The organism is Hoeflea sp., assembly GCF_984452065.1.
On record NZ_CFHWAF010000035.1, the window covers coordinates 1 to 24,853 of the forward strand.

The window sequence follows — 24,853 nt, forward strand, 5'->3', positions numbered from 1 at the left end:
GGCAGCGTTCGCTGGCCAGGGACCGGGCCCGCCAGCGCATGATTTCCGATGTGCCGCGGGCCACTTTGGTGATCGCCAACCCGACGCACTACGCCGTGGCGCTGCGCTACAAGCGCGAGGAAAACGATGCGCCGGTCGTCGTCGCCAAGGGTCAGGACCTTGTCGCCCTGAAAATCCGCGAAGTCGCCGAGAGCAACAATGTACCGGTTTTCGAGGACCCGCCGCTTGCCCGCTCCATCTTTGCACAAGCTTCGGTTGGTAGCGTTATTCCACCGGCTTTCTACAAGGCCGTCGCCGAACTGATCCATGTCGTCTACGCAAAATCTGCGCCAGCGGTGAACCAGGACAGCCCGAGATAAGACTGATGTATCTGAATATCGAAAACCGGTCCGAAGCAACAGCATGTTCCCGTCTCGGCGTGCTGCCGGTGACATCGCGGACGCTATGCCCTGAAAACGGTGAAGTTATCAAACGGCCTGACGTAAGATGAGACTGTGTCCCTACACCAAACAGCGCGAGGAAATCGTCGCGCACGCGATCCGGTCCGTTGCGAGCGAACTGCGGCTCATTGATGCCGCCGATCTGATTGCGCTGCTGCGGCTGGAATGCCACAGCAATCTTTCGGACCTGGTTTCCTCGGCGGCGGAACTGTTCTTCCAGCCAGGCACGGTCAATTTCGGCGTGGGGGGCGACTATCGTCTCGACTGGGGCACGACGCCGCAGGTCACGCTCGATCTGGAACTCAAACCGGACGGCATGACGGTGTTTGCGCGCCTTACGCTGCTCGAAAGCCACGGCGAAGTCGAAATCAACCATATCTCGTTCGACAACCCGTCGGACGATCCGGACGAGAACACGGCGTCCCTCGCCGCAAGCCTGCAGGCCAGCGCGTTCAGCAATTTTTTCTCGCCGACCTCGATCCGGACAGCTTGAGGAAGGTCCGCTGTCAGCCGATCAGGCCGAGACGGATTGCCTTCGCGATGGCCTGAATTCTGTTGACCGCATCCAGCTTGGTCGCGGCAAATCCCAGATAGGCGTTCACGGTATGAACCGACAGTGAGAGCTCTTCGGCGATGGCCTCGCTTTTATGGCCATCCGCGGCCAGTTGCAGGCATTGAAGCTCGCGATCATTAAGGTTCTGATGCGGTGAAATGCGCTGCACATCCAGAGCCAGCAATTCGCGCATGATGCGGTAGATATCGCGATGGAACTCGATCACACGGTCACCGCTCAAATCCAGCTTCGAGCCGAAGAACAGGGCAAAACCATTGCCCATAATGCCCAGCTTCACGGGAAACCCCACGCCGCTGACCGATGCGTTCCGGACGCCCAGCCCCTCGACAAAGGGGCCGGCCGCCTTGCCGCCGGCTTCGCCTGCCCAGGTAAACGGAAGCAGCGACCATTCCATATGCGCTTCGATGGCCGGGCTTATGTGCGACACCGTCTTGCGCATTTCGCGGTCGAGCGAACTCAGCACGACCGACACCCGCTGGCTGTCGCTGGAGGCAAAACGGTTCACCCGGCACACGACATATCCGTCCGCGCCGAGCATGGTCCGCAGCTCCTGCGCCGCGTCCTCAAGATCCGAAGCCCCGTCCGGATCACCCTCAGTCTTCATGGGCCATGGCTGACAAACATCAGGATTGTCGTTGACCGATTTTCTAAGTGCCGTCTCCAACGTCTCGCCCTCGTCATTGACGAACTAAAAATAAATTTCTCGAAACAATAAAGTCCGTTTCGGAACACGGGTGCAGATGCTGTGATCTGCCTGTTAAATCAGGTTGTTTCTTACGGCATGCGCAATGGCCTCCGATCTGGTTTTCGTCGATGTCTTCTTCATGATGCTGGTGATGTAATTGTTCACGGTGTTGCGCGAAATTCCGATGATCAGCGAAATCTCGTCGCTGGTCTTGCCTTCGGCAATCCAGGAAAGACACTCCAGTTCGCGCTCGGTCAGTTCCTGCAGGACTTCGACACCGAATATGTCCTCCTGGAAACTGGTCAGGTGATAGGCGCAAACCTGCGCGATATCGTGGAGCCTGTTCTGCGAGAAGATCATGCCGTCGACAAAGCACAGCATGAGCACCATGCGGGCCGGGCCGACATCAAACGGCACGACACAAAGCTGGCGGCTCAAATGGGTCGGCATGGATATCGCCTTGGGGCAGTCGATGAATGTCGGCAGCATGGCCGACGTGCAGCGTTCGATCTCGGTGATCTTGAATTGCGCGCGGACCAGAACGGAGCCGAGCGTACGCACCAGATCGAACGGCCAATTGGCCGATACGGCAAATTCAAGATTGCCTTCCGAATATACGTCCCAACGCGCCAGAAGATAGCTTGCGGCGCCGGCATAATCGGCAATCAGCTTGAGCCCGTCGGCAATGTCGCCCGACTGGCCGGCCGCCCTGACATCCTCGAGCAAACGCGCCCTGCTCACTGCATGGCTCCGTGATCGAGAGCAGCCGCGTGAACTCCGTTCGACCGCCCGATGCCCTTGCTCCGCGAGCGAGCACCGCCCGGCGCGTCCTGCTCACCGTCAAAGCCCAGCTGTTTCAATACTGCCCCCACACTCCGTGTGTTGCCCCCGAACAGATTTACTGCCACCGTGGATAATGTACCATCCCGACCGTGTAAATCGAATGGTAACTTCTAGCACTTTACACAACTTATTAAATATTGCAGCGGAAGGCGCGCACGTAATCCGCGACAAAAGCCCTTTTGTCCAGGAAGACTTGCAGGTGACTGAATCGGAAAAGTCGCGCTGATTTATGCCGCGCTTGCCTGCCGGATGTGGAGCCTCAACAGGTTGTCCAAGGTTATCCCGGGTCGACTGATTGGCGGCTTTGCGTTCAGGCCGCGTCGTCTATGGCCCATTTGCGCAGAATCTTGGCGGCACGCTCTTCATTGATTTCGACCATGCGGGCCAGGCGCCGCTCCGGTCCTTCCTTCACGCGCCGGCCGATATCCTCGGTCGGGGCGGCCGCGAAGTTCGGCAGCGGATCTGCCGCCGCTGCGGCGCTGTCGGCACCCAGCGCCAGTTCACCGGGATCCGGCGCAGTTCCTTCGTCATTCGGATCGAAGCCGAAGTCGGCGCCGAAGCCTTCCATACTGGCCGTATTCGGACTGAAATCCGGAAGGTCGGGACCCGAATCTTCGTCAGCGCCGGCCGAGACGGTCAGCGCATTGGCCAGCGGCCGGAAGCCGAACCAGACAACGAGCAGGGCAACGAGAACAAAGGCGCCCGCGTTGATCATGCTGCCGAGGTGGCGGCCAACGGTCTGGCCGATATTCTCGCTCTGTGCCGCCTCGCTGAGCAATTCGGTTTCAAGGAACTGAACGACCGTCAGTTTGATCTGGTCGCCGCGGGCCGTATCGAGGCCGGAGGCGGAAATGACGATCTGTTCAAGCTCGGCCAGATGCTCCTCGATATCGGCCTCTGTCGCCGCTTCGCCGAGCATGGCCCTGATACGGCCCTCGTTGATGACCACGGCGATCGACAGCCTTTCCACGCTGTAGCTGTTCCTGACGGTCGCGATCGTCTTGGAGTTTATCTCGAAATTGGTCTGTTCTTCCTTGCGCTCGTTCGACTGCGACGACTGAGGCCCGGACGCGTTGGCGGCCTGTTCCTGCGGCAGATTCTGCTCCACGGTCGCCGGCGCGTTGGTCTCGGAACTGTTCGAGGCGTTGTTTTCACGCGTGATCCGTATCGAACGTTCGACACGCGAATCGGGATCGAAGACCGTTTCCTGGATCTGCTGGGTGTCGGTGTTGATATTGGCGCGGACGCTGGCGCGGAAATTGTCTATGCCGAGGAACGGCGCGAGAGCCTTGTCGATATTGCTGACGATCTCCGACTCCACCGTCTGTACGACATTGAGCGAGCGGTTCATGGTGCTGTTGGAGAAATCGTCGCCGGAGGCGAGCAACTGGCCGGTCGAGTCAAGCACCGTCACGTCATCGACACTCAGGGCCGGAACCGAAGCGGCGACAAGATGTCTTATCGATTGCGCGGCCCGCCGGCCGTCGCCGCCCACTGCCCGGACCATGACGGATGCCGATGGTTTTTGTTCTCCACGGCGGAAACTGCCGCGATCCGGCATGACAATATGGACGCGCGCGGCTGCTATCCCGTTGATCGAGCGTATGGTGCGGGCGATCTCGCCTTCCAGTGCGCGCACGCGGGTCACCTCCTGCATGAAGGAGGTCAATCCGAGCGAGCCGACATTGTCGAAGAGCTCATAGCCGGATGTGGAACTGTTCGGAAGACCGCGCTCGGCAAGCGTCATTCTGGCGCGGGCCGTCAGGCCCGCCGGAACGCTGACCGTTGCCCCGTCGGAACTGACCTCGAACGGCACGCCCATTTCACCGAGGGCGATCGCGATCTGGTTGGAATCGCTGCCTTCAAGGCCGACATAGAGCGTTTCGTAGCTTGGGCGGTTCAGGAACACGGCAGCAAGCGCGACGAGCGCAATGGCGAGCGCACCGGTTCCGGCCAGCGCAAGCAGGCGTTTGGTTCCGAGATTCGCCAGATTTCCCGGCAGGCTGGAAAGTTGGTCCAACAGACTCATTCTGTCTCCACATCAGCACCATGCTGCCGCGGGAGCGGCACCGATGGAAAAGACCTCCAACGGCCCGGCCAAGCTACAAATCGAAGCTTGCGCGAAGGTGATGTGAAAGCCGCCGCTGATCGTTGCGGCGGACGTGCAATCAGAAGAGCTCGGTATCGCCGGCCGCAGGTTCCGTTGCGGCCACGGAACACAGTCCGGGTTTCAGACGCTGGCGCATATCGGTCAGCTTGAGAACATTGAGCGCCGTTGTCGTATCGACCAGCACATCGCCAGGCAAGCGGCTGGACAATTCCGCCAGGAAATCCCCGAGCCCTTTCACACGCTGGACAGCAAGGTCCATGCCCTGGACGACGGCGATATCCTGCGGAGCGACGGGCGTGTCGTCATCACCGCACAGCACGTGCTCCGCAGCCTCGATCAACTGCGCGATTTCGGCCAGTTCCACCTGAAGTTTCAGCAGCAAGGCTGTCAGTGTCTCATCCGATGAGGCGTCGACAGCGCTGTTGCAGACCGCCTGTCCGGCTATCCCCGTCATTGCCCGTGTTCTCCCGCTGGGTCGCACCCCGGTATCATGCCCCAATGCGGTTTCAATCCCCTTAACGGATCACTAGAAAAATTCGATATCGTCGGCGACGGGTTGTTTGGGCGCAACCGGCTTTTCCTGTGCCACGGCCTTCAGCGTTTCGTGGCCGCTCAGAATGTTCTGCCGCGCCCGGCCGCTGACCGGCCAAAATTCGACTTTGCGACCAAGTTCGCCACCGAGGCTGGCGTTGACGATCGGAATGCCTTCGTCCGTCAGGAACCGTTCTGCGAAATCGCCGTTCTGCCGGCCGACATCGGACAGCCGCGACATGGTCCGCGCGCCGCCGAAAATCTTGGCCTCCAGCCGGCTCTTGCGTGCCCCTTTCTGCAACAGGTTGTTGATGAGCAATTCCATCAGATGAACGCCGTAGCGGGTGGCCTCCCCCGAAGCGCGGGCCTCGCCCGGCAGAAGGAAGTGGTTCATCCCACCCACGCCGGTGACCGGATCGCGCAGGCATGCGGCGACACAGGAGCCGAGGATGGTGCTCAACACGACGCTCGGATCGTCAGACACGAGATATTTTCCCTGAATGACGTGCAAGCGTTTTTGCGGGATTGCGACGGTCATCAAAGCGCCCCGAAGACCGCCTCTATCGCCGCCTTCATCTTGTCGATCGTAAACGGCTTGGCGAGGACATTGTTGGCTCCAAGGGACGCTGCCTTTTGAACCAGTGCGCGGTCACCCTGAGCGGTCAGGATGATGAAGGCCGCGCGCTTTGTCGCCGCATTGCCGCGGATCGCCTGAAGCAATCCCAGACCGTCCATGACGGGCATGTTGAAATCCGAGATCACCAGATGATGCGGGTCCTTCTGCATGATATCCAGGGCCTGCTTGCCGTCGCCGGCGGTGGTAATCCTGGTAAAACCGAGCTGCTGAAGCGCCTCTCCAAGCAGCAGCCGGCTTGTGACCTGATCATCGACGATCAGTGTTTTGATTTTGGGTGCAACGGACATTATCTGGTCCCCTCTCCGTGGGAAGTCGTCAAATTAAGTATCTCTTCGCCAATACCGCGAAGTGGCAATTGGTTTTCGACCGCGCCCATTTCAAAGGCTGAGCGCGGCATTCCGTATACAACGCACGTGCTCTCGTTTTGGCCGATTGTCGCGGCCCCTTTCTGCCGCATCTGCAAAAGCCCCGATGCTCCATCGCGGCCCATGCCGGTCAAAATGACACCGACAGCCCTGCGTCCGCAGCGCGCCGCAACGGAATTGAAGAGCACATCGACCGATGGTCTGTGCCCGTTAACGGCCTCGTCGTCGCGAAGCCTGCATCTGAGAGTCGTACTGCCCACGATCTCGAGATGCTTGTCACCGCCGGGTGCGACATAAACCATTCCGGGGCGAATGGGTGCACCGTCTGTGGCCTCGGCGACCTGGGGTTTGCACAGGCGGTCAAGTCGTGCCGCAAAACTGCTGGTGAATGCCTCGGGCATGTGCTGGGTAATCAATGTCGGCGGACAGTTGGCGGGAAATGTCGAAAGCACCGAAATCAATGCCTCGACGCCACCGGTTGAGGCGCCCACCGCAACGACTTTCGAGCCGGGACGGTAATTCACCGGGACATTCGATTGACCGTTTGCGGCGGCGGGCTGACCGGCTGCCGATGCAACGATCTGCGCTTTCGACTTGCCGCCCTGCTTGACCTTTTCCGCCAGGCCCGGAAACGGATCGGGATCGGCGGCCGCCGGCTTGCCGATACAGTCGAACGCGCCCAGTTCGAGTGCCGCCAAAGATGCTTCGGCACCCCTGCTTGTCAGGGTGGAGACCATGATCACCGGCATTGGACGCAAGCGCATGATCTTTTCGAGAAACTCCAGCCCGTTCATATTGGGCATCTCGACATCGAGCGTGATGACATCCGGGTTGAGCTGCTTGATGGCGTTGCGCGCCTGCGCGGCATCGCCGGCCGTGCCGACAACCTCAATGTCGGAATCCGCCCTCAACACGGAACTGATGAGACTGCGCATGGTTGCTGAATCATCGACAACGAGAACGCGCACCGGCTTTGTTTCCATCACACGCTCCCCGCAGTCTTCTGATAGGTGGTGATGCCGGCGTTCCTCAGGCGGTCCTTTGCCTCCCCGGATACACGCTCGGAATGACCGATATAGAGCCACCCGCCATCGGTCAGCATGTCGGCGTAGCGCGACCAGATCCGCGCCTGTGTCGCCTCATCGAAATAGATGACGACATTGCGGCAGAAAAGGACATCGAACGGCCCCTTGAACGGCCAGTCCCGCATGAGGTTAAGCTCGCGGAAGGCGATCAGGCGCTTGACGGCATCATCGACACACCACTGTCCGTCGCCAAGGCTCTTGAACCATTGGTCGCGCAATTGCGACGACACGGTCTCAATGGCCGCGTCGTCGTAAACACCCTGCCTGGCATGGGAGACGACCAGCGGGTCGATGTCGGTTGCCAGAATTTTGACGTCGTAGCGTTCCGCGTCGGGCATCACCGAAAGCAGTGTCAGCGCGATCGTGTAGGGCTCCTGCCCCTGTGAGCAGCCGGCAGACCAGAGCCGCACACGGCCACCCGCCTTCGCGCGCTGTACCAGTTCAGGCAATACCTCGTCGCGCAGATGGTCGAAATGGTGCTCCTCACGAAAGAAGCGCGTGAAGTTGGTCGTGAGCAGGGAGAGCATCTGCCGCCGCTCATCCGCACCGTCGGCGCCCGCCACGAGCTTGCAGTAGCTTGCAAAGCTGTCCATCCCGATACGGCGGATACGCTTGGCCAGGCGCGAGTAAACCAGCGAAGCCTTGGTCTCGTTCAGGAAGATGCCGGCGTCGTCATAGATCATCGACGCGATATCCTGAAGATCCTTCGCGGTCATGCGAAACTCCGCATCGACCAGAACATCGTTTCCGGGCGGGTCAAAACCCGGCCGCGCGGTTCCGGCGGCAGCCGCCTGCTTCAGTTGCTGGGCAGGCAAACCACTCATGCAGCTTCGCTTTCGTCATCGGGGAAAACCGATTCCAGCTCGATCAGGCAGATCATCCTTCCCTCAATGGCAAGAACGCCCTTGGCGAAAGACCGGTCGAGTTCGGACGATACTTCAGGGGTCGGCTGGATGTTGTCGTCCGTGACCGTCAGTATGTCCGAAACCGCATCGACCAGGAGCCCCACGACCTTCTCGCGCACCTGCGCAACGATGATGACGTGCCTGGCGGACGGATCCGATTCCTTCATGCCGAGCCGGCTGGACAGATCGACGATCGGCAGCACCGCTCCACGCAGATTGATAACGCCAAGCACATAGCCCGGCGAATGCGGCAGCGACGTTGCCGGCGTCCAGCCGCGAATTTCCCGGACGGACATGATGTCCACGCAGAATTCCTGCTCGCCTATCCTGAACGCGATCAGTTCACGAGCGCCCTCTGCAAGATTTTTCGAAGTCTGTTGCATGGTCTTACCCCACAGCTGCTAGTGACGTTTCGGATTTCAAGGCGCCGTTGCGCGAGGCAGCCACCACCGCCTCGACATCGACGATCAGGGCGACTTGGCCGTCGCCCAGAATGGTTGCCGCGGCTATGCCCGGCACATTGGCGTAATTTGCTTCAAGGCTCTTGATGACCACCTGGCGCTGGCCCTGAATGGCGTCGACCAGCAGCGCGCTCTGGCCGCCATCCTCCGAATCCACCAGCAGGGCGACACCCGCCAGGGGATCGGTCGGCGTGCTGGTGAAATTCAGTATCTGGCCGACATCGACAAGCGGTTTGAAACTGTCGCGAATGGATATGAGCTGGCCGCTGGCGCCAAATCCGTGGATATGCTCGTTTTCCGGCTTGAGCGTTTCGATGATCGAGGTGAGCGGGACAACCAGGGTCTGGTCCGCCACCGTCACCACCATTCCGTCAAGCACCGCCAGGGTCAACGGCAGGCTCATGGTGAACACGGATCCCTTTCCGGGCGTGGACGTGATGCCGACACGCCCGCCCAGGGCCTGGATGGAGCGCTTGACGACATCCATCCCGACACCGCGGCCTGAGATATCGGACAATTGCTCGGCCGTCGAAAATCCCGGCTGGAAGATCAGATTGTCGACCTCTTCGTCGGTCAGTGCGGTTTCGGCTGTAATCAACCCGTTGTCGATCGCTTTCTGGCGCACCTTTTGACGATTGATGCCGGCGCCGTCATCGGAAATCTCCAGGACGATCCGTCCCGACCGGTGTTTGGCCGACAGCTTGACCACGCCTTCCGGCGCCTTGCCGGCGGCAACCCGGTCATCCGGCAGCTCGAGCCCGTGATCAACGGCGTTGCGGATCATGTGGGTCAAAGGCTCGGCCAGTTTGTCGATAACCGTCTTGTCGACTTCGGTCGTCTCGCCTTCAGTGACGAGCCGCACATTCTTTCCGACCATCTCCGCCGCTTCGCGAACGGTTCGCGACATGCGCTGGAAGATCGGCTTGACCGGCTGGGCGCGGATCGCCATGACGCTGTCCTGGATTTCCCGGGTCAGTTGCTGGAGATCCTCAAGGCCCATCGTAACGGAGGAAGAGCCGGACGTTGCCGATTCCGCCACGCTCTGGGCGAGCATCGCCTGGTTGATGACCAGTTCGCCGACAAGATTGATCAGCCGGTCGATACGGCCCAGTTCAACGCGGATGGTCGATTGTGCCCCGGTTGCCGCCGAAGGCGTCAGCGCCTTCTGGCCTGCGGCGCCGGCGTCTTCCTTGCTCTGCGAGGCCGCGGCCTGCTGCAGGTCGATCACATTCGCCGTCTCGGGCGCCGTGTCGGGCGCCGTCTCGGGCTGTTCGTCAGCCGGCTCGGCCGTGAGCGCAGGGCCGTCGGCCGCCTGAATTTCGAGGTCCGGATCATCGCCGCCCTGTGAGATCCCGTCCTGCTCGGGCGCGGACGCATCAAGCGGCTCATCCGATGCCGACCCGGCAGTCTCCTCAGGTTGCGGAGGGGCCCCGGCCTGCAGTGGAGTGATCTCGATGTCGCAATCCCACTCGGCAAATTCGAACACGGCGCGGACCGCGGCTTCGTTTTCACCCGTCGAAAGCGTGGCATTCCAGACCAGATAGGAGCCCTCCGGGTCGATTTCGTCAACTGTCGGCAATGCGCTCATGTCACAGCTGACATCGAGCGTTCCAAGCTGGCTGAGCTCGCGCAGCAAAAGCAGCGTTTCGTTGCCCTTTTGATAAAGACCGGGCTTCGGCTTTAAGCGGATCCTGAATCCCGATGCCTGGTCCCCGCCATCGGCTCCGAAGTCATCGAAGGAGAACGGAACCGGTTTGAAATCAGGCTCTTCGTCGCCGTCGTCCAGATCGTCCAGCTGAACCGGAACCGGTTCGAAACCGGCCTCCTCGTGGTCGGCCGGCACCGGCTCGGCCGCCGCGTCCTCCGACGGCCCCTCGGATATCGGCACATCGCCGTTTGCCAGGGCTTCCATCTCCGCGATCATGACCTTGCAGCGATCCTCGTCGACGCTGCCGCCATCGCGGGCGGCGTTCGTCAGATCAGCCAGAACATCGGCCGATTTCAGCAGAACCTTGACCACGTCGCGGGTCGGCTCGAGCTGATTGGACCTGACGCAATCGAGGGTGGTTTCAAAGACATGCGCGAAGGCGACCAGTTCGTCGAGTGCGAAGGCCCCGGCGCCGCCCTTGATGGAATGCACCGCCCGGAACACCGCGTTGACGGTTTCCGGATCCTGATCGCCGTCATTGAGCGCCAGCAGGCCGGTTTCGAGCTCGGCCAGTTGCTCCTCGCACTCCTGAAAGAAGATCTCTTTGATTTCGTTCATATCCATCGCGGTCTCTCCGTCAGGCCGTTACGCGCTGAATCGCACTGATGAGCTTTTCGGGATCGAAAGGCTTGATGATCCAGCCGGTCGCACCGGCTTCGCGCGCGCGGTTCTTCTTCTCGGCATCGCTTTCCGTGGTCAGAACCAGGATCGGAACGGCCCTGTGGCGCTCGCTGCGGCGGACGTTCTCGATAAAGCCGAACCCGTCCATTCTGGGCATGTTGATGTCCGTTATGATGACATCCGGCTCGGCGTCGCCGAGCACCTCGAGACCGTGGACGCCGTCTTCGGCCTGAAGCGTTTCATAACCGGCGCCATTGAGCGTCATGAGCAACATGTTGCGGATGGTGCGTGAATCGTCGACCGTGAGGATTATCGTCTTTTTCATTGCGTCGCCTCCTTTACATGCAGGCTTTCCGGTTCAACGCCAAGCAGCGTCAATGCCGACAAAAAGGTTTCGGATGGAGCGTCAACCCGGAACGGGACGTCATCGTCATCCCAGCTCCTTCTGGCGCTCAACAGGAGCTGGATACACTGGGCGCCGACACGGTCGACCCCGGACGCGTCGACGACGAGCGCCTCGCCCCTTGCCGCAAGCAGGCTCTGATGCAATGGCGTCACGGCGGTCAGGTCGAGGTTCTCGGCCAATTCGAGCCGCCCGGCTTGATTTTCGGTTTCTGCACTCATTTCGGTCCCATCCCGTTCGTATCCCTCGCCGGCAAAAGCCGGCGGCTCAAAATTCAGTCCAGTCGTCGTTTTGCGTATCGGAAACCGCCACCGCGGCACCATCCGTCTCGAATGCGCTCGCCAGCTTCTGCCCCAATCCGCGGGCCGGCGATTCAACCGGTTTGTGATCCGCCTTGACGACGACCGGCTTTTCCACGGGCCTCGCTGCAGCCGGCCGCGCCGCCGGCGCCATTGCAAGCGGCCGCGTGCGCGGCGCCGCCGCGGCGACCATCGCAGCGCTGCCGATCTCAAAACCGGACATCAGACCACGCAGTTTGCGGCTTTCGGCGGTCAGGTTCTGACAGGCGGCATTGGTCTCCTCGACCATGGCCGCATTCTGCTGGGTCACCTGGTCCATCTGATTGATGGCCGTGTTGATCTCCTGAAGACCTGAGGTCTGCTCGCGGGTCGAGGTGACGATCGAGGCGACACGGTCATTGATGCGAAGCACGTGCTGTTCGATTTCCTGCAGGGCCTCGCCGGTCTCACTGACCAGCGACACGCCGTCGCCGACCTCGGTGACCGAATTCGTAATGAGTTCCTTGATTTCCTTCGCGGCGTTGGCCGACCTCTGGGCCAGTTCGCGCACTTCCTGCGCGACAACGGCAAAGCCCTTGCCGGCATCCCCGGCACGCGCTGCCTCCACGCCGGCATTCAGCGCCAGCAGGTTCGTCTGGAACGCTATGTCATCGATGACGCCGATAATCTGGCTGATCTTGCCCGAGGACTGCTCGATACGCTGCATGGCGGTGATTGCGTCCTGGACCACCTTGCCCGACTTCTGGGTGCCGCCCTTGGCTTCGTCAACCATCTGGCCGGCCTCTTCCGCGGCGGCGGCCGAGGTGCGAACCGTTGCCGTAATCTCGTCCAGCGCGGCGGCGGTCTCCTCCAGCGCCGCGGCCTGCTGTTCGGTGCGGCGGGACAGATCGTCCGCAGCCTGCGAGATTTCCGTGGATCCGGTCTGGACGATGTCCGTGGAGCCGGCAACCTCGCCCAATGTGTCGCGCAAGCCTTTGACCGTCTGATTGAATGCGTCACGCAGTTCCTCATATTCGGCGATAAACGGCTTTTCCAGCTCAACGGTCAGCTTGCCGCCGGCAAGGCTGCGCAGACCCGTCGACAGATCCTCGATAACCGCCCGGCGTTGCGCGTCGTCCTGCTCGCGGCGGCCGGCTGTGTCGGCTTCGGCATCTTCGCGGTTGCGGCGTTCCGTATCAGCCGCGTTGCGCGCGGCCTGGCCGTCCATGATCGCGCGCCGGAAGACCTCCAACGACCGCGCCATATCGCCGATTTCGTCGGAACGGTCGACATAGGGCACGTCCTGGCCGTAGGACCCGGCGGCGAGGACACCCATATAGTCCGTCATATGGCCGATCGGCCGGACGGCGCGCCAGCGAATGGCAAAAATCCCGCCCAGCAGCATGGCCATGGCGATCAGCGCGGCGGCGAACGCCAGCATCTGATAGGAGCCGACCATATCGCCGGCAACCGTTTCCTCGGCGGCAAGAGCGGCCTGCGTGTCGGCAACGATCTTGCGCAGATCGTCGCGGTGCCTGCCGTAAACCGCATGCAGTTCGGCCAGTACCGGCTCCATCGCCTGCCTGTCTGAGGCCTTGATTGCGGGGATCATACGGGTGTCGATCAGCTGCCAGAACTGTGCGCCATGACCCTGAACACCGGCTTCGACGGCGGCTTTCAGCTCAGGAGCGATATCCGAACCCTGCCAATGGCCGAGGCGTTCGTAATAGGCGTTCTCAAGCGCCGCGAGCTGATTGACATTGGTTTCGAGCAGACCGGGGATTTCCGCAGCCTCAAGCGCCAGCATGTAGGCCTCGGCCAGGAACAGCGGCGGCGACTGAATATCGGCACGCATATCATGGAGATCGATGATGCGCCGATATTCGGGCGCGCCGATCGCCACCTTGCTGATGGTCAGCGTATTGATGCTGACAGCGGCGATAAAACCGATGGCGACGACCGAACCGAAAACCAGCAAACCCTTTGCAATACTCAGTCTCATAGATGCTCCTCATGGTCGCCGGCGAACCCTCTGGTCCCGAAACCCGGCGTCACTCCTTCATCGGCTTTTCTCAGCGGAGGCTCTTTCACGCACGCCTCCTGATCAGCATATCCATCACGTCTTCATGCGCGGCTGTTTCCTCATGCGGCGGGCTCCGGTCCACATGCCGCGTGCCGTCGCCCAGCCGGAACTTGCGGACAATCTCTCCCAGATGGACGATTGCGGCCTGCACCTGCGCCATTCGTGCCTCGGCCTCGGCCGACTGCGCCGAAACCGACGATGCCTGCGCGCCGAGCGCATTCAGTTCGGCCGTCAGACGTTCGATTTCGGAGGATCGTTGCGCGTCGTCGGACGCCGCCCGGGAAACCGAGGCGTCGATCTCGGTAAAACGGCCAACGACGTCGTCAATGGCGGTGCCGGCTTCGTTGACTGCCTCCACGCCGCGATCGATGCGGGATTTCGTGTCTCCGACAAGGCCCTCGATCTCCTTGGCAGCCTCTGTGGACCGCTGTGCAAGCGCCCTGACTTCCTGGGCGACAACGGCAAACCCACGCCCCGCATCGCCTGCCCGCGCGGCTTCTATCCCGGCATTCAACGCCAGCAGGTTCGTCTGGAAGGCAATATCGTCGATCGCGCCGGTAATGTGACCGATCCGGTCGGCCAGCCCCTCGATTCCGCTCATCGCGTCGATGGCGCGGCCCATGACCTTGCCGCCGTTTTCGGCGCTGCGGCGCGCATCAACGATGACATCCTCCATCGTGCCCGCTCCGTCCTGCGCTTTCGGGCCGACGCAAAGGGCTTGGGCGAGCGCGCCGCTCAATTCACCGAGACGCTCTGTGGAGGACACCGATTCGGCGGTAAGGCCATTGAGCGCCGAGGCCGTGGCGGCGGCTTTTTCGTTGCCGGACAGCAGGGTCTTGACGATCGCCGAGAACGTCGATTGAACCCTGTCCAGCGCCACGTTGAACGTGGCGGCGAGCTCACGGTGCTCGGACGGAACCGATCCCTTGATGCGGTCGTTGAGATCGCCGACCATAAGGCCGCGCAGGGCGGCGCCGAATTCCCGATTGACGGCCTGGCGCTCCCCGGCGATCTGGTCCCCGAACGTCTTTGCGGATGCGGCCTGCAGTTCTTCGCTGTAGCCGCTCCACAGCAAATGCGTATAACGGGCGAACACTGAAAAGAGATCGGCCATATCGGCCGCGGCGGTTTCGAGACTGTCCTGCCTGGAGCCGGCAAACATACTTTTCGGCCAGTTGTGCTTCAGGCTCTGCTCGGCGGCGTGCTGAAAAACATGATTGATAACGGCAAGGCACCACTGCGGATCGAGACCGCTTCTTGCCAGCATCCGGCCGTGTTCGCTTGATTGCTCCTCAAATGCCGCACGGCGGGCGGGATCACCGAGATCGCCCAGGGTTTCCAGTTGCGACGTGAGGGCGGCAAGCGCGCCGCGAAAACTCTCGGCGCTCTCCGGCGCAAGCTCTTTCGGGGGCTGTTGGGCGACAAGCTGAGGGCGCGCATCCGCGGCAGCGGCCTCGAGCCGCGCACCGACCCGGGCGCAGGCATCGGCACCTGTCTGCGACAGAATCAGGAAATCGCGCTGGCCGCGCATTTCCGAAACCCTGTTCCGGTCTGCCTTTGTCGACGTCTGCCTGTGCACACGGATTCCCCGACAACCCTGCGCCAACAGCCAATAATGGCGACGCGCAATCCCATCCTGGCATCTCCCAAAATTGCAACGATAGCCCCGCCCACGGCGCAAATCGGGCCGGTGCCCGCGACGCTTTCGCAGGACCGGTGTTCCAGTCGAAATACCAATACTGAAGTGAAATACCGGATCGTGACCGGTTCAACGGAGCAGCCTCATGCCGATGAACCGATCGCTGTCGCGCTGTCCATTCCGCCGCAGTCAAACGCTATGGGCAATTCGTTTCCTTAAAGTTAATAAACCTTAAAAAATGTGGCGATGGCCAGTTGCCGGGGCACATTGGAAGGCACTGTGAGGCAAAAATGCAATCATCGTCCGTTTGGCAAGCTTCGTGCAAGTTTTTCCTGCGACGTTTGCGGCAGGATATTGAAGCAGAATCGTATCGGTGTCCGTCATGATGACTGATTGGAGAATTGCTGCATGTTCGTTATCGGAATAATTGCGCTCATTATTGCCGTTTTCATGTCTCTTGCGTTCTCGCTTCTGGATATTCTTGAAACCCAAAGAAAGACGGTCGGATACCCTCGTATCTAGAGCGAGATGAGGGCACCGGGCCTGACCGTTTCATCGGCGATCGCGTATGTCCGCGCCGGGTTGCGCGGCCCAATCGCCGGCGGCGATTATTTCAGCGATCTCGTCAAGCAGGATGTCCAGCACGGCATCCGCCGCCCGCGTTGTCGGGCGCTCCGAGGGAATGCCAAGCACCAACTGTCGCCACAGCCCGCCGGAGGTGAGTTTGCGTACCTCCAACTGAGCGCATGACTGCTCGACGCGCACGGAAGCCGCCGGCAGGAATGTGTGGCAGACCCCGTCCATAACCAGCGATTTCATGATGCCGTAGGAATCCACCTCATGCGCCACATTGATCGTGTGGCCGGCCTTTCTGGCCGCATTTTCAACCAGGTGCCGCAGGGCCGCCGGTGGCCCCGGCAGCGCCAAGGGCAGAGTCTCGACACGATCAAAGCCGATCTGACCGTTCACATCGTCAAGCGATCCCACCGGACTGATGAGCGCGATCTCTTCATGCAACAGTTCCCTGCTGCGAATGTGCAGGTCGCCGGAAGGCCCGTAGAGGAACGAAATATCGACATCGCCGCACTGTATCCACTCAATGACATCGGTGGAGTGCCCTTCCCTCAGCCGCAAACTCACTTTCGGCAGTTCGCGCGACACTCGTTCAAGCAATCGGGTGGCCACAAGCGTCGAGACAGTCGGCAGAAGGCCGACGGCAACATTGCCGCCGACTTCCAGATGCATGGAGCGGACATCCTGCATCGTCAGTTCGAGCTGGCGGATGACGCCGGTGACGCGGTCAAGCAGTTGTGACCCTGCTTCGGTCAACTCCATGCCCCTGACGTGACGGTCGAACAGCGGAACCCCGACCTGATGTTCGAGCAGCTTGATCTGGCGCGAGAGCGCAGGCTGGGCAATGCGCAGCCGGTCGGACGCGCGGCTGAGCGAGCCGCACTCCGCGACACAAATAAACGTCTTCAGTTGGCGGAGATCCAACGCCCTAACCTTCGCGATCCGCGGCCACAACTGCCCCATGTCTTTCGTGAACACCTGAAGAACCGCAACTATGACGCGGAACGACGGCATTCTCAACCCGTATTGTGAGAACAGGGCCACGGACTGGGACAAATCGGAACCGAAATACGAGGCGGCCAAGGCGCTCTTCGACGACGGAACCATCGTTGACCCCTGCGCACCGCCTTTCGCAGGCAGCGACTTTGTCTATCTGTCGAGAACCCTTCATGCCGCGACTTTCGACGCATTGCTGGAAGGTCTCGTGGCGAAGGGATTGCCGAGGTGGAATTCGAGAATCCGGATGCCGCGGTCCTGCGGCTTGACGGGTGCGGCCACTGAACACGATTGAAGCCGCGTGCCGGCGAGCGACGGCCGTCGGGTTGCAGACCTTCGGACTCAAAATATGTGTGAAGTGGTAGAATGGTGCCCAGAGCTGGAATCGAACCAGCGACACACGGATTTTCAGTCCGTTGCTCTACCAACTGAGCTATCTGGGCAAGGCCTTGATCAACCGGGACATGTTGGCAGCCCCGGTCAGGCGAGCCGGGTTATAGCATGTCCTTGCGCCGTGTCCAGACGGTTTGGGGCGCGGCCGGCGGATTTTTGCGGGCCTGTCCGCGCAGGTCAGTCGCCGTCTTGCGGCGGGGTCAGGTTTTCCTCTTCCTCGGTGACGGGAATGGCGTAGGAGCCGGTGAGCCAGCGCCGCAGATCGACATTGCGGCAGCGCTCGGAGCAAAAGGGATAGCTGGCGCGTGCAGAGGGCCGGCCGCACTCGGGACACGGCCTCTTCCTGCGCAGCGGCTCGATATTGCTGGCGACCTTCTTTTCGCTTTTCATCCCACCGCCCATCGATCCCTCAACCTGGTTCCAGCCAGCCGGCATGAACATCATAGCCCTCTCCCGTCAGGAGATTGACCGTCTCGAGCAGCGGCAGACCGACGACATTGCTGTAGGAGCCGATCAGCTTGGCGACGAAGCTGCCGGCAAGGCCCTGAATGCCGTAGCCGCCGGCCTTGTCGCGCCACTGCCCGGAGGCAAGGTAGCTCTCGACCTCCATGCGCGACAGGCGCTTGAAGCGCACGCGCGTTTCCACGATCTTCTGCCGGAACCCGTCATTAGGGGTCACGAGGCAGATGCCGGTGTAGACCCGGTGGGTGCGGCCCGACAGCATGAACAGCGCATTGGACGCCTCGTTGACCAGTTCGGCCTTGTCGAGCACCCGGCGGCCGATGGCGACGACCGTGTCGGCGGACAGGATGTAGCGGTTGGGCCAGTTCGGATCGCCCTTCAGCACCTTGCGGGCGGCTTCGGCCTTCTCGCGCGACAGCCGCCGGGCGAGCGTGCGCGGGTGCTCGGCCTTGCGCGGCGTCTCGTCGACATCTGTGGGCAGAAGGTGGTCCGGCTCGATCCCGGCCTGCCGGAGCAATTCGAGCCTGCGCGGCGACCCGGAGGCCAGTATGAGTTTGTGCGGCAGGACCATCGTTGCAGCGTATCGGCGCTTGAGTGCGGGTTATTTGAATCGGTAGGTGATGCGGCCCTTGGTCAGATCGTAGGGCGTCATCTCGACAAGCACCTTGTCGCCAGCGAGAACCCGGATGCGGTTCTTGCGCATGCGGCCCGCGGTATGGGCGATAATCTCGTGCTCGTTTTCAAGCTTGACCCGGAACGTCGCGTTCGGCAGCAATTCTGTCACGACGCCCGGAAATTCGAGGACTTCTTCCTTAGCCATATAGTCAATGTCATCCTGTTACAGTGGCAAGGGCGGCCTTGTGCCACCGTTATTGCGCGGGGAACCTACACAATCGCTTGCGGTTTGTGAACACAATTGAGCGCCCGCGCCTCAATTCTTGTTGCAACGCCTCTGAAGAGGCCCGGAGCGCCGCTAGCGCGCGGCAAAGCGCTGTTTCAGCATCCGGTCGATATGGTCGCGCACGCTGCGATAGGCATCGACGATCTGGTCGCGCGTGCCGGTGGCGACGGTCGGATCCGGGGTCGGCCAGTAGATGGCGTCGACGGCGCTCGAGCGGGTCATTTCAAGGGCGCGGTGATGCGCTTCGGGCGCCAGGGAGACGACGAGGTCGAAATAGTCGTCCTCCAGTTCGTCGATTGTCTGCGGCTGGCGCCGGCCGAGCTTGAGGCCGATTTCCTCCAGCACCACATCGACAAACGGGTCACGCTCGCCGGGGCGCACGCCGGCCGAGGCGATGAAGGTGCCGTTCGGCAGGTAGCGCCGCGCCAGCAGTTCCGCCATGGGCGAGCGTATCGAGTTCATGCCGCACATGAAGAGAACCGAGGACGGTGCCGCGGCGGCCCCTTGCGGCCCCGTGTCGCCCGCCGGACCCAAGGTCAGCCGCGCCAGTGCAGCACGCAGACCAGCGTGAACAGCCGGCGCGCGGTGTCGAAATCGATCGTGATCTTGCCGTTCAGGCGGTCCATGAGGGTTTGCGAGCCTTCATTGTGGATGCCCCGGCGGCCCATGTCGATCGCCTCGATCTGGCTTGGGGTCGAGGAGCGGATGGCCTCGTAATAGCTCTCGCAGATCATGAAATAGTCCTTCACGATGCGGCGAAAGGGCGTCAGCGAGAGAATATGCGTGGCAACCGCCCCGCCATCCTCCATGGTGATGGTGAAAACCAGCTTGGAATCGACCAGCGAGAGCCGCAGCCTGTAGGGGCCGCCATCGTGCCCGACGGGTTCGAAGCTGTTTTCCTCGATCAGGTCGAAGATGGCGACGGCGCGCTCATGCTCGACATCGGGTGTCGAACGTCCGATGGATTCATCGAGCGTGACCTCCGAAAGCCTGAATGCGCCGGCATCAGCCATGGCAATGCGTACTCCTGAACAACGCTGTGCGGCGCCTGCCGGTCGCACGGATCAACCGTCGAGACAACCAGGGAGGCGAAGGCCGCCGCCCTTATCTGTTCATTCGAATTGCAACAGAGCGGGCATGGGCGTCAAGGCCCTCCGCCTTCGCCAGGGCAATCGCGGCGGGCCCGAGCGCCTCAAGCTGCTCCGTGCCGAGCCGCAGGACCGAGGTGCGCTTGACATAGTCGAGCACCGAAAGGCCCGAGGAAAAACGCGCCGAGCGGGCGGTCGGAAGCACATGGTTGGATCCACCGACATAATCGCCGATCACCTCCGGGGTATGCCGGCCGATGAAGATCGCTCCGGCATTGCGCACCAGCGGCAGCAGGGCGTCGGGATCGTCGACGGCCAGTTCCAGATGTTCGGGCGCAAGGCGATTGACCAGGGGCATCGCCGCGACAAAGTCCGGCACCGTGATGACGGCGCCGAAATCGCGCCAGCTGGCGCCGGCGATATCGGCGCGGCTCAGCGTCTTGAGCTGGCTTGCAACGGCAGCCTCGACCGCATCGGCAAAACCCGCATCGTCGGTGATGAGGATCGACTGCGCGGCCTCGTCATGCTCGGCCTGGGCGAGGAGGTCGGCGGCGATCCAGTCGGCGCTGTTGTTGCCGTCGGCGACGACCAGCACCTCGGAGGGACCGGCGATCATGTCGATGCCGACGGTGCCGAAGACCTGCTTCTTGGCCGCCGCCACATAGGCATTGCCGGGGCCGACGATCTTGGCGACGGGGGCGATGGTCTCTGTCCCGTAGGCCAGGGCGGCGACGGCCTGCGCGCCGCCGACGCGGTAAATTTCCGGCACGCCTGATATGCGCGCCGCGGCCAGCACCAGCGGGTTGAGCTCACTGTGCGGACAGGGCACGACCATGACGATGCGCTCGACGCCGGCGACCGTCGCCGGCACGGCGTTCATCAGGACCGAGCTCGGATAGCTCGCCAGGCCACCGGGCACATAAAGCCCGACCGCCTCGATGGCGGTCCAGCGCGAGCCGAGGCCGACGCCGACCGGATCGACATAATAATCGTCGGCCGGCATCTGCTTTTCATGGTGGGCGCGGATACGCGCATGGGCGAATGTGAGCGCCTCAAGCGTCTCCTCGTCAACCTTGTCCATTGCCGCGTCGATCTCAGCGGCGGTGATCGCGATGCCGGTCTCTTCCAGATCGAGATTGTCGAACCTGCGCGTATAGTCGATGAGCGCCGTGTCGCCCCGCGCCCGGACATCGTCGATGATCGCCGAGACGACGTCGTTGACGTCCTGCGAGACCTCGCGCTTCATGGCGAGGAGCGCGGCGAACGCCTCGGAAAATCCGCTGTCTTCAAGGTTCAGTCTCAGGGCCACTGGTTGTCTCCTGCAGGCCGTAAGGTCGTGTCAGACGTCGGACAGGGGATGGGCCGGCTTGAATCCGGTCTCCCAGGCGGCGCCAAGGTCGCTCAACTGCGCCTCGACGCATTCGACATCGAGCTCGACGGCGACATCGCCGGAAAAGATCAGTTCGATCCGCCCGGCGGGTTCGTTCTCGCCGGGCACGAAATTGACCGCCAGAAGCGACAGGACCGCATCGTCGTCGCGGCGGTCGACGCCGCGCGAACGCACCGCGGCGACCCGGTTGAAATGCAGCGCCGCGCGGCGGCGCTCGAAACCGCGCCGGCGCTTGCCGTTCGCCTCTTCCCAGACGAACCGGTTGCCGACCAGCAGGAACCGCCCGTGCCGCGCCTGAAAGTCGAGATCGGCGGGCTTGAACACCGCATCCTGCATATAGGCGGACATGATGGACAGGTCTTCCTTGTCCATCGCCATGAGTTTCAAAAGCTCCATCGGAGGCCCTTTGCTGCACTGTCCGGATCGGACGGAATTCTCGCAGGGTAGATAATCATTCGCGCCGCACGGCGCAATTGCCTTTCAGGATAAGGGCCAGATACGGAAGGGGCGTCAGGAACTCAGCCGCTCGACGGTGGCGCCGCAGCGGGTGAGCTTTTCCTCCAGCCGTTCAAAGCCGCGATCGAGATGATAGACGCGGTTGACGACGGTCTCGCCCTCGGCGGCAAGGGCGGCGATGACCAGCGAGACGGAGGCGCGCAAATCGGTCGCCATGACCTGTGCGCCGGTGAGCGAATCCACGCCGCGCACCGTCGCCGTCTGGCCCGAAAGCGAGATATCGGCGCCGAGGCGGGCAAGTTCCTGCACATGCATGAAGCGGTTCTCGAAGATCGTCTCGGTGATATGAGACGTGCCCTTCGCCCGCGTCATCAGCGCCATGAACTGCGCCTGCAGGTCGGTCGGGAAGCCGGGGAACGGATCGGTCGTCACATCGACGGCGTCAAGGCCGGCGCCGTTGCGGCGCACATGGATGCCCGAATTGGTGGGGATCACCTCGGCGCCCGCCTCGCGCAGCGTGTCGAGCGCGTTTTCAAGCAGGCTGGCATTGGTGTCTTCCAACACCACATCGCCGCCGGCCATGGCGACGGCCATCGCGTAGGTGCCCGTCTCGATCCGGTCCGGCAGGACGCGGTGGCGGGCGCCCGACAGCGCGCTGACGCCGTCGATGATGATCGTCGGTGTGCCGGCGCCGGAAATGCGCGCGCCCATGGCGTTGAGGCATTCGGCGAGGTTGACGACCTCCGGCTCGCAGGCAGCATTGTGGATCTCGACGGTGCCGCGCGCCAAGGAAGCTGCCATCAAGAGAACGTGGGTCGCACCGACCGAGACCTTCGGAAACTCATAACGCCCGGCCTGGATGCCGTTCGGGGCGCTGGCATTGACATAGCCGCCATCGATCTCGATCTCGACGCCGAGCGCTTTGAGCCCATCAATGAAGAGGTCGACCGGCCGCGTGCCGATGGCGCAGCCGCCCGGCAGCGACACGCGCGCCTCGCCCATGCGGGCGATCAGCGGGCCGATGACCCAGAAGCTGGCGCGCATCTTGGAGACAAGCTCATAGGGCGCGGTGGTGTCGACAATGTTGCGGGCGGTGAAATGGATGGTGCGCGAATAGGCGCTGTCCTGGGCCTGCCGGCGTCCGTTGACCGAATAATCGACGCCGTGATTGCCGAGGATGCGGATGAGCTGCTCGACATCGGCAAGATGCGGCACGTTTTCGAGCGTCAGCGTATCGTCGGTCAAAAGCGAGGCGATCATCAGCGGCAGGGCGGCGTTCTTGGCGCCTGATATGGGGATGACGCCGCTGAGGCTGTTGCCGCCGACAATTCTGATCCGATCCATGCACTCTCCCGGGCCCCTGCCCGCCTTCCGTTCGTTCCGGCCGCGACCGCCGGCCTGTCTTAACCGTTCTTCGGCTGCGGCGAGGCAGGCAGGCCGGACGCCTCGTCCATCGCGCCCTTGCGGCGGGCGCGGGTCTGCTGCTTGCGGCGCTGAAGATTGGCGCGCAGCTCAGCCGCCAGCCGGTCCTTGCGGGCCTCGGCGGGGCTTTTTTTCGCCGCGCTGTCGCTTTGTTGTCCCATCGCCACGACATACCCCATCCGTCCCCCCGAGGCAAAGGGCAATTATAGGGCCGAAATGCGGCGGCGCGCGCCTTTCGGCCGCAATGGTTTACATGGATAGTTAAAAAGCCGGCCGGCGGGCGCCGATTGGTCCTTGCACCGGCGCGCACTCTATGGCAATAGGCAGCGCGGTTCGCAGTAACGTGGCCTCAAGCTGCCGTAGCTCAGGGGTAGAGCACCCCCTTGGTAAGGGGGAGGCCGAGAGTTCAAATCTCTCCGGCAGCACCAGAAATTCTCACAAAAACTGATGCTTAGCGGAATCGTGGTCGCAACCCACCTTTGTGAGGGAACTGACGGGGGAGCCAAAAATGGACCCGTTAATCTTCCCAATCTTCATCAAATGTGATCGGATCAACTCTGGCCTGGCCGTAGAACGCCTGCAAATGCAGGTGGATATTCACACGGGATGCGACGTTCTTTTGTGGGGTGTTGATACCGATATCCTGGTTGATTGCGGTCTGCCTAATCATCTCTTCACCCCATATGCCAAGACCACCGTCCCACGCATCACTATCTACGACAGCATTCGCTGCATCATTGAAATCCCAATCTTCTTCTTTGTTTCTTGCAATGTGCCAGGCTTGTGAGGTCGGATAGTCAATTCTGTCAAGCGGACGATTTGCAAATCCTCCGCTTTCGCGGGGGCGGGTACTTCCCCAATCACCATAGATTACGTGCGCCCGGTTACTGCCGGCAGCAACTTGTCGAAGCAATTCCCTGTTAGTGAACTCAACAGTCTCTGGTTCGTCCGAACTGAAGTCGGTAAAAATTTTTGGCATTGAGGTACAGGAAAGAACCACTGGCACCCTGGCGTCTATCACTTCCAGGCTTTGAGCAAGCAATCCGCTAAATCTAGCGGCGAGACTTAACGGATCTTCAGTCCAACCACCCTCCAGTATAATTGCGAAATCAGCGGTACCACCTGCTGCAAACGCACCAACGATTGCGTCGAAATTATCCGGGAATCGTTCCAACACTATGCGCATACAATAGGTTCGTCCAAGGGCCTGAAAAGACTCGATCTGCGTTTGGATTTCGTCCTGACTAAGATCCCCGGTTTGTATGCAAGGCCAAATACGGTCGTGCGACGACACAAAGTCGACCCATCTTCCATACGACCTGTCAGGATCCATAAGTTCAGCAAGCTCACGCTGGGGTATGCTGTCGGTGTTTGTGAACTCGTAGTAGCGATCAATGTCGAGGAAATAGGAACGATTTGGATAAGCCGACTCAATCCTGCCTATTGTGCGGTCCAAAGAGTTGGAAGAAGCCCAAGGAGCGAGCAAGAAGCAGGGTGTCATTCTGTCCTTGGTCGCCCCAGGCAAGAACTCGAGCCCATTCATTTCGCTAGCACGCACAGCGAGTGTCGGCACGTATTCCTTGTTCTCCAAGACCATATCTATCCGTTATGCTTCTGCGAATGCCGACAGCCGGATCTCCATGGCAGCTTTTGATACCTGAAAGGCCGCTGCCAGACTTTCAATCGTGGCGTCAGTCACCACACCTTGGTAGTCTTCGCGCAGCTTCTGTTCAATGAAATTCATTGGCATAACAATGTCAGCTGCGAGCCGATTCGCCTCGTATTCTATCGTTTCCGGCGCTCC

General features: G+C 61.5%; 28 protein-coding genes, 2 tRNA genes and 1 pseudogene. 4 read left to right on the forward strand and 27 right to left on the reverse strand.

The genetic code is table 11. The features are described from left to right. Window positions 1–359: EscU/YscU/HrcU family type III secretion system export apparatus switch protein (locus AC5E6N_RS08905; RefSeq protein WP_491747495.1), on the forward strand; the 359-nt coding region annotated here is incomplete at its 5' end. Between the two features lie 127 nt (window positions 360–486). Then, window positions 487–933, forward strand: coding sequence for a BspJ family T4SS effector nucleomodulin (locus AC5E6N_RS08910; RefSeq protein WP_491747496.1), 447 nt, complete (start codon window positions 487–489; stop codon window positions 931–933). Between the two features lie 13 nt (window positions 934–946). Here AC5E6N_RS08910 and AC5E6N_RS08915 read toward each other — a convergent pair whose 3' ends face one another. The 15 genes and pseudogenes from AC5E6N_RS08915 to AC5E6N_RS08985 form a co-directional block, all read right to left on the reverse strand. Then, on the reverse strand, window positions 947–1,618 hold the full coding sequence (locus AC5E6N_RS08915; RefSeq protein ID WP_491747497.1) for a helix-turn-helix transcriptional regulator: 672 nt from the start codon (window positions 1,616–1,618) through the stop codon (window positions 947–949). Between the two features lie 153 nt (window positions 1,619–1,771). Then, window positions 1,772–2,473, reverse strand: a pseudogene (gene visN / locus AC5E6N_RS08920) (transcriptional regulator VisN); the annotation flags it as partial. A gap of 379 nt (window positions 2,474–2,852) precedes the next feature. Further along, window positions 2,853–4,571, reverse strand: a complete 1,719-nt coding sequence (fliF, locus tag AC5E6N_RS08925) for a flagellar basal-body MS-ring/collar protein FliF (protein ID WP_491747498.1) — start codon at window positions 4,569–4,571, stop codon at window positions 2,853–2,855. Between the two features lie 139 nt (window positions 4,572–4,710). Then, window positions 4,711–5,106: a DUF8776 family protein gene (locus AC5E6N_RS08930; RefSeq protein WP_491747499.1), complete on the reverse strand. Its 396-nt coding sequence runs from the start codon at window positions 5,104–5,106 to the stop codon at window positions 4,711–4,713. A 72-nt stretch (window positions 5,107–5,178) separates the two neighbouring features. After that, window positions 5,179–5,721, reverse strand: a complete 543-nt coding sequence (locus AC5E6N_RS08935) for a chemotaxis protein CheD (RefSeq protein ID WP_491747500.1) — start codon at window positions 5,719–5,721, stop codon at window positions 5,179–5,181. After that, window positions 5,721–6,107: a response regulator gene (locus AC5E6N_RS08940; RefSeq protein ID WP_491747501.1), complete on the reverse strand. Its 387-nt coding sequence runs from the start codon at window positions 6,105–6,107 to the stop codon at window positions 5,721–5,723. Before AC5E6N_RS08940 ends, AC5E6N_RS08935 begins: the two co-directional genes overlap by 1 nt. Further along, window positions 6,107–7,168, reverse strand: coding sequence for a protein-glutamate methylesterase/protein-glutamine glutaminase (locus tag AC5E6N_RS08945; protein ID WP_491747502.1), 1,062 nt, complete (start codon window positions 7,166–7,168; stop codon window positions 6,107–6,109). Before AC5E6N_RS08945 ends, AC5E6N_RS08940 begins: the two co-directional genes overlap by 1 nt. Continuing rightward, window positions 7,168–7,986, reverse strand: a complete 819-nt coding sequence (locus tag AC5E6N_RS08950) for a CheR family methyltransferase (RefSeq protein WP_491747527.1) — start codon at window positions 7,984–7,986, stop codon at window positions 7,168–7,170. The genes AC5E6N_RS08945 and AC5E6N_RS08950 overlap by 1 nt, the downstream gene beginning before the upstream one ends. Window positions 7,987–8,090: 104 nt before the next feature. After that, a complete protein-coding gene (locus AC5E6N_RS08955; RefSeq protein WP_491689094.1) occupies window positions 8,091–8,558 on the reverse strand; it encodes a chemotaxis protein CheW in 468 nt (155 codons plus the stop codon). A 4-nt stretch (window positions 8,559–8,562) separates the two neighbouring features. After that, the gene (locus AC5E6N_RS08960) at window positions 8,563–10,908 is read right to left on the reverse strand and encodes a chemotaxis protein CheA (protein WP_491747503.1); all 2,346 of its coding nucleotides are present in this window, start codon (window positions 10,906–10,908) and stop codon (window positions 8,563–8,565) included. A gap of 13 nt (window positions 10,909–10,921) precedes the next feature. After that, window positions 10,922–11,290: a response regulator gene (locus tag AC5E6N_RS08965; RefSeq protein ID WP_491689096.1), complete on the reverse strand. Its 369-nt coding sequence runs from the start codon at window positions 11,288–11,290 to the stop codon at window positions 10,922–10,924. Next, window positions 11,287–11,589, reverse strand: a complete 303-nt coding sequence (locus AC5E6N_RS08970) for an STAS domain-containing protein (protein WP_491747504.1) — start codon at window positions 11,587–11,589, stop codon at window positions 11,287–11,289. The genes AC5E6N_RS08965 and AC5E6N_RS08970 overlap by 4 nt, the downstream gene beginning before the upstream one ends. Window positions 11,590–11,635: 46 nt before the next feature. Then, window positions 11,636–13,648: a methyl-accepting chemotaxis protein gene (locus AC5E6N_RS08975; RefSeq protein ID WP_491747505.1), complete on the reverse strand. Its 2,013-nt coding sequence runs from the start codon at window positions 13,646–13,648 to the stop codon at window positions 11,636–11,638. 85 nt (window positions 13,649–13,733) lie between these two features. Further along, window positions 13,734–15,308, reverse strand: a complete 1,575-nt coding sequence (locus AC5E6N_RS08980) for a methyl-accepting chemotaxis protein (RefSeq protein ID WP_491747506.1) — start codon at window positions 15,306–15,308, stop codon at window positions 13,734–13,736. A gap of 612 nt (window positions 15,309–15,920) precedes the next feature. Beyond that, on the reverse strand, window positions 15,921–16,865 hold the full coding sequence (locus tag AC5E6N_RS08985; RefSeq protein WP_491747507.1) for a LysR family transcriptional regulator: 945 nt from the start codon (window positions 16,863–16,865) through the stop codon (window positions 15,921–15,923). A gap of 70 nt (window positions 16,866–16,935) precedes the next feature. On the opposite strand from AC5E6N_RS08985, the gene AC5E6N_RS08990 reads away from it, so the two are divergent. Next, window positions 16,936–17,232, forward strand: a complete 297-nt coding sequence (locus AC5E6N_RS08990) for a hypothetical protein (RefSeq protein WP_491747508.1) — start codon at window positions 16,936–16,938, stop codon at window positions 17,230–17,232. Window positions 17,233–17,304: 72 nt separating this feature from the next. Here AC5E6N_RS08990 and AC5E6N_RS08995 read toward each other — a convergent pair. The 10 genes from AC5E6N_RS08995 to AC5E6N_RS09040 all read right to left on the reverse strand — a co-directional run bounded on the left by AC5E6N_RS08995 (window position 17,305) and on the right by AC5E6N_RS09040 (window position 23,228). Next, window positions 17,305–17,380: transfer RNA gene (locus AC5E6N_RS08995), tRNA-Phe, on the reverse strand. Between the two features lie 127 nt (window positions 17,381–17,507). Then, on the reverse strand, window positions 17,508–17,732 hold the full coding sequence (yacG, locus tag AC5E6N_RS09000; RefSeq protein ID WP_491747528.1) for a DNA gyrase inhibitor YacG: 225 nt from the start codon (window positions 17,730–17,732) through the stop codon (window positions 17,508–17,510). Between the two features lie 7 nt (window positions 17,733–17,739). After that, the gene (locus AC5E6N_RS09005; RefSeq protein WP_491747509.1) at window positions 17,740–18,363 is read right to left on the reverse strand and encodes a Maf-like protein; all 624 of its coding nucleotides are present in this window, start codon (window positions 18,361–18,363) and stop codon (window positions 17,740–17,742) included. 30 nt (window positions 18,364–18,393) lie between these two features. Beyond that, a complete protein-coding gene (gene infA / locus AC5E6N_RS09010; protein ID WP_004435948.1) occupies window positions 18,394–18,612 on the reverse strand; it encodes a translation initiation factor IF-1 in 219 nt (72 codons plus the stop codon). 153 nt (window positions 18,613–18,765) lie between these two features. Continuing rightward, on the reverse strand, window positions 18,766–19,164 hold the full coding sequence (locus AC5E6N_RS09015; protein ID WP_491747510.1) for an arsenate-mycothiol transferase ArsC: 399 nt from the start codon (window positions 19,162–19,164) through the stop codon (window positions 18,766–18,768). Window positions 19,165–19,229: 65 nt separating this feature from the next. Continuing rightward, window positions 19,230–19,706, reverse strand: a complete 477-nt coding sequence (locus AC5E6N_RS09020; protein ID WP_491747511.1) for a UPF0262 family protein — start codon at window positions 19,704–19,706, stop codon at window positions 19,230–19,232. Between the two features lie 91 nt (window positions 19,707–19,797). Beyond that, window positions 19,798–21,090 (reverse strand): histidinol dehydrogenase, encoded by a 1,293-nt coding sequence (gene hisD, locus AC5E6N_RS09025; RefSeq protein ID WP_491747512.1) that lies wholly within the window; start codon window positions 21,088–21,090, stop codon window positions 19,798–19,800. Window positions 21,091–21,120: 30 nt separating this feature from the next. Then, complete coding sequence (locus AC5E6N_RS09030; RefSeq protein WP_491747513.1) at window positions 21,121–21,567, reverse strand: DUF2948 family protein; 447 nt, start codon at window positions 21,565–21,567, stop codon at window positions 21,121–21,123. 114 nt (window positions 21,568–21,681) lie between these two features. Next, entirely contained in the window at window positions 21,682–22,971 is a 1,290-nt protein-coding gene (gene murA, locus AC5E6N_RS09035; protein ID WP_491747514.1) for a UDP-N-acetylglucosamine 1-carboxyvinyltransferase, read from the reverse strand. A gap of 59 nt (window positions 22,972–23,030) precedes the next feature. Continuing rightward, a complete protein-coding gene (locus tag AC5E6N_RS09040) occupies window positions 23,031–23,228 on the reverse strand; it encodes a hypothetical protein (protein WP_491747515.1) in 198 nt (65 codons plus the stop codon). Between the two features lie 174 nt (window positions 23,229–23,402). On the opposite strand from AC5E6N_RS09040, the gene AC5E6N_RS09045 reads away from it, so the two are divergent. Next, a tRNA-Thr gene (locus AC5E6N_RS09045) sits at window positions 23,403–23,477 on the forward strand. 89 nt (window positions 23,478–23,566) lie between these two features. Here AC5E6N_RS09045 and AC5E6N_RS09050 read toward each other — a convergent pair. Both AC5E6N_RS09050 and AC5E6N_RS09055 read right to left on the reverse strand, forming a co-directional pair. After that, window positions 23,567–24,640, reverse strand: a complete 1,074-nt coding sequence (locus tag AC5E6N_RS09050) for a beta family protein (protein WP_491747516.1) — start codon at window positions 24,638–24,640, stop codon at window positions 23,567–23,569. A gap of 15 nt (window positions 24,641–24,655) precedes the next feature. Continuing rightward, window positions 24,656–24,853 (reverse strand): ImmA/IrrE family metallo-endopeptidase (locus AC5E6N_RS09055; protein ID WP_491747517.1); only part of this gene is annotated, 198 nt, incomplete at its 5' end.